The organism is uncultured Campylobacter sp. (assembly GCF_938017705.1).
Taxonomy (GTDB): domain Bacteria; phylum Campylobacterota; class Campylobacteria; order Campylobacterales; family Campylobacteraceae; genus Campylobacter_B.
The window spans coordinates 1-3,298 of record NZ_CALIIS010000181.1 but is presented as its reverse complement, the minus strand read 5'-3'; the positions used below and the strand labels follow the sequence as shown (position 1 = coordinate 3,298).

Below are 3,298 nucleotides of genomic sequence, written 5' to 3'. Positions count from 1 at the left end.
GGCGATAAATTTATAGTTTCCATGACCCTAAAAAACGTAATTTGGGATAAAGTAGATCCTAAGATCAAGCAAAATTTTGAGAGAGTTTTGCGCGCTGACAGGCAAAAGGACGTATGCGCGACGATGAAAGCGGGCGGCCTAAAGCGCATAGGCGTGCGACAATTTCTGCAAAGCGGCGAAAAAATCGCCGATCTGACCTACACGCGCAGCGATTGCGGCTTAGAGTAAAATTTCAAAGGAGAGATAATGGAAGTGCCTCAAGCGGCGTATAGCAGAGATAAAATCATCATTCGCACCGGTGCGATCGGTATCATTTCAAATGTAATTTTAGCGGCATTTAAGGGCGTCGTAGGGCTGATCTCAGGCTCGATCGCGATCGTACTTGATGCCGTAAACAACCTAAGCGACGCGCTTTCGTCCGTCATTACGATCGTAGGCGTGCATCTTGCTAGCAAGCAGCCCGATCGCGCGCACCCCTTCGGACACGGCAGGATTGAGTATCTAAGCGCGATCGTAATCGCCGTCATCATCCTCTATACTGGCGGCGTCTCGCTCGTTGAATCGATCAAAAAGATCATCCATCCGCAAACGGCGAATTATAATGCAATTTCGCTCGCCATCATCGCCGTGGCGGTCGCGGCGAAATTTAGCCTGGGGCTCTATACGCAAAAGACGGGCGAGCGCGTAAATTCCGACTCGCTCATCGCAAGCGGCGTGGACGCCAAATACGACGCGCTCGTATCGCTAGCCACCCTCGTAGCGGCTTTGATTTCGCTTATTTTCGGGCTGAGCTTGGAGGCGTATCTGGGCGCGATAATTTCGGCTCTTTTAATCAAAACGGCGTATGAAATTCTGCGCGATACGATCAGCAAGCTTTTGGGCTCGCGCCCGAGCTTGGAGCTTACGAATGAAATTTACGACGTCGTGCGCGGCTTTGAGGGCGTCATCGGCGCGTATGATCTGATGTTTCATGACTACGGGCCCGACAAGATGGTCGGCAGCATCCACATCGAGGTCGCAGAGGGTACGACCGCGGCGCAGATCGATGCTCTTACGCGCCGCATCCAAAACGCCGTTTTTGCGAAATTTAATATCATCTTAGACACCGTAGGAATTTACGCGTTTAACAGGAACGATCCGCGCGCCGCCGAGATCTACGAGCATATCAAGCAGATGGCGCTTTCGCACGAGTTCGTTTCGCAGATACACGGATTTTATCTCGACGAGAGCAAGCGCTCGATTAGCTTCGACGTTATCGTCGATTTCGCAGCGCCCGATATGGAGGCGACGTTTCGCGCGGTCTGCAAGCAGGTACGCGCCGCGTATCCGAACTACACGCTCATCATCACTCGCGATAGCGATTACAGCGGCTAAAATTTAAATTGCTCTAGCGGTTTAAATTTAATCGTGCCCGTCCGCGCTCCTTCGGCGAAATTTCAGAATTTTAAGCTACAATAGGAGAAATTTATCGCGGTTCTGCGCGGCGCAAAAGCTGCAATAAACCGCGAGATGAAATTTGCGCGCAAAACCTGGCAGAAGCCCGCGCTCAAGGCAATGCAAATAGAAATTTAAAAGGAAAAATATGGTTGAAATCAAAGATCTTACGATGCGCTTCGGCAAACAGCTGCTTTTTGAAAACGTAAATTTGAGCCTCGATAAGGGCAGGCGCTACGGTCTCATCGGCGCAAACGGCGCGGGCAAATCGACGCTGCTTAAAATTTTAAGCGGGCAGATCGAAGCAAGCAGCGGCGAAATTTTGATCGAAAGCGGGCTTAAAATCGGCGTTTTGGGGCAGGATCAATTCGCCTTTGAAAGTTTCAGCGTCAAAGACGCCGTACTCTACGGCAACAAGCGCCTCTATGACGCTGTGCGCGAAAAGACGCAGCTTTACGAAGTGGGCGAGTTTAACGACGAGATAAACGAGCGCCTCGGCGAGCTTGAGATGATCTGTGCGGAGGAGGATCCCGCCTACGAGTACGAAACGCGGATCGAGAAAATTTTAAGTTCGCTGGGGCTGAACGACTTCGATAAAAAGATGAGCGAGATCGAGACGAGCGATAAATTTAAGGTTCTACTCGCGCAGGTGCTCTTCCCGCGCCCCGACGTGCTGTTTTTGGACGAGCCTACGAACAACCTCGATATCGACGCCATTTCGTGGCTCGAGTTTGAGCTAAATCGCCACACCGGCACGCTCGTAGTCATCAGCCACGACCGCCACTTTTTAAACCGCGTCTGCACGGACATCCTCGACGTGGATTTTAGGCGGGTACGCGAATTTAGCGGCAATTACGACGACTGGTTCATAGCGTCCAATCTCATCGCCAAGCAGGCGCAGTTTGAGCGCGAGAAAAAGCTCAAAGAAAAGGCGGAGCTTGAAAAATTTATCGCTCGCTTTAGCGCCAACGCAAGCAAAGCGAAGCAGGCCACGAGCCGCCAAAAACAGCTCGACAAACTCGATCTTAGCGAGCTTGCGACCTCTTCGCGCAGAGAGCCTAGCATTTTATTTAAGCCCGCGCGCGAGATCGGTAATGAAATTTTAGAGCTAAGCGGCGTGGATATGAGTTTCGGCGAGATTAAAATTTTAAAAAATTTCAATCTCAAGCTCGCTCACGGCGATAAGATCGCGATCATCGGTCGAAACGGCGTGGGCAAAAGCACGCTTTGCAAGATCATCATGGGCGAGCTCGCGCCGCAGCGCGGCAAGGTTCATATGGGCGCCACGATCGAGCCTGGGTACTTCGCGCAGGATACGAATAATAAAATTTCAGGCGAGCTCAAGCTCTACGAATATCTGCAAAGCCCGCAAAATAGGGATCTGGATGAAATTCGCAAATGCCTTGGGCGCATGCTTTTTAGCGGAGCCGAGCAAGAGAAAAGCGTAGGCAGCCTAAGCGGCGGCGAGAAACACCGCGTGATGCTAAGCAAGCTAATGCTGCAACGCCCGAACCTGCTGGTGCTTGATGAGCCCAACAACCACCTCGATCTTGAGGCGATCATCGCTCTGGGAGAGGCGCTGTATAACTTCGCGGGCTGCGCGATCTGCGTGAGTCACGACCGCGAGCTTATCGACGCGTTTGCAAATAGAATTTTGCATCTCAAAGGAGACGCCGAAATCGTCGATTTTAGGGGCACTTACGAGGAGTACCGCGAGAGCTTAGGGGCGAGCGATGATTGAGATCTGCGTAAACGGCGAGCCGCTGCAGCTGGCGCAGGATATGAGCGTGAGCGAGTTTTTGCGCCGACGCGGACACGATCTGCGCCTAGTAGCGCTCGAGCGCGACGGCGAAATTTTAAAAAA

3 protein-coding genes are annotated in these 3,298 nt (G+C 52.0%); all 3 read left to right on the top strand.

Going from position 1 to position 3,298, the window contains the following annotated elements; translation table 11 throughout:
- Nucleotides 1-228 (top strand): hypothetical protein (locus Q0605_RS08480; RefSeq protein ID WP_298706139.1); only part of this gene is annotated, 228 nt, incomplete at its 5' end.
- A gap of 18 nt (nucleotides 229-246) precedes the next feature.
- Nucleotides 247-1,374: a cation diffusion facilitator family transporter gene (locus Q0605_RS08475; protein WP_298706138.1), complete on the top strand. Its 1,128-nt coding sequence runs from the start codon at nucleotides 247-249 to the stop codon at nucleotides 1,372-1,374.
- A gap of 208 nt (nucleotides 1,375-1,582) precedes the next feature.
- Complete coding sequence (locus Q0605_RS08470) at nucleotides 1,583-3,175, top strand: ABC-F family ATP-binding cassette domain-containing protein (protein ID WP_298706135.1); 1,593 nt, start codon at nucleotides 1,583-1,585, stop codon at nucleotides 3,173-3,175.
- Nucleotides 3,176-3,298 lie beyond the last annotated feature (123 nt).

Bases quoted from the DNA above. Each gene is read 5' to 3' on its own strand.
- Q0605_RS08475 (WP_298706138.1), top strand. From the start codon at position 247: ATGGAAGTGCCTCAAGCGGCGTATAGCAGAGATAAAATCATCATTCGC.
- Q0605_RS08470 (WP_298706135.1), top strand. From the start codon at position 1,583: ATGGTTGAAATCAAAGATCTTACGATGCGCTTCGGCAAACAGCTGCTT.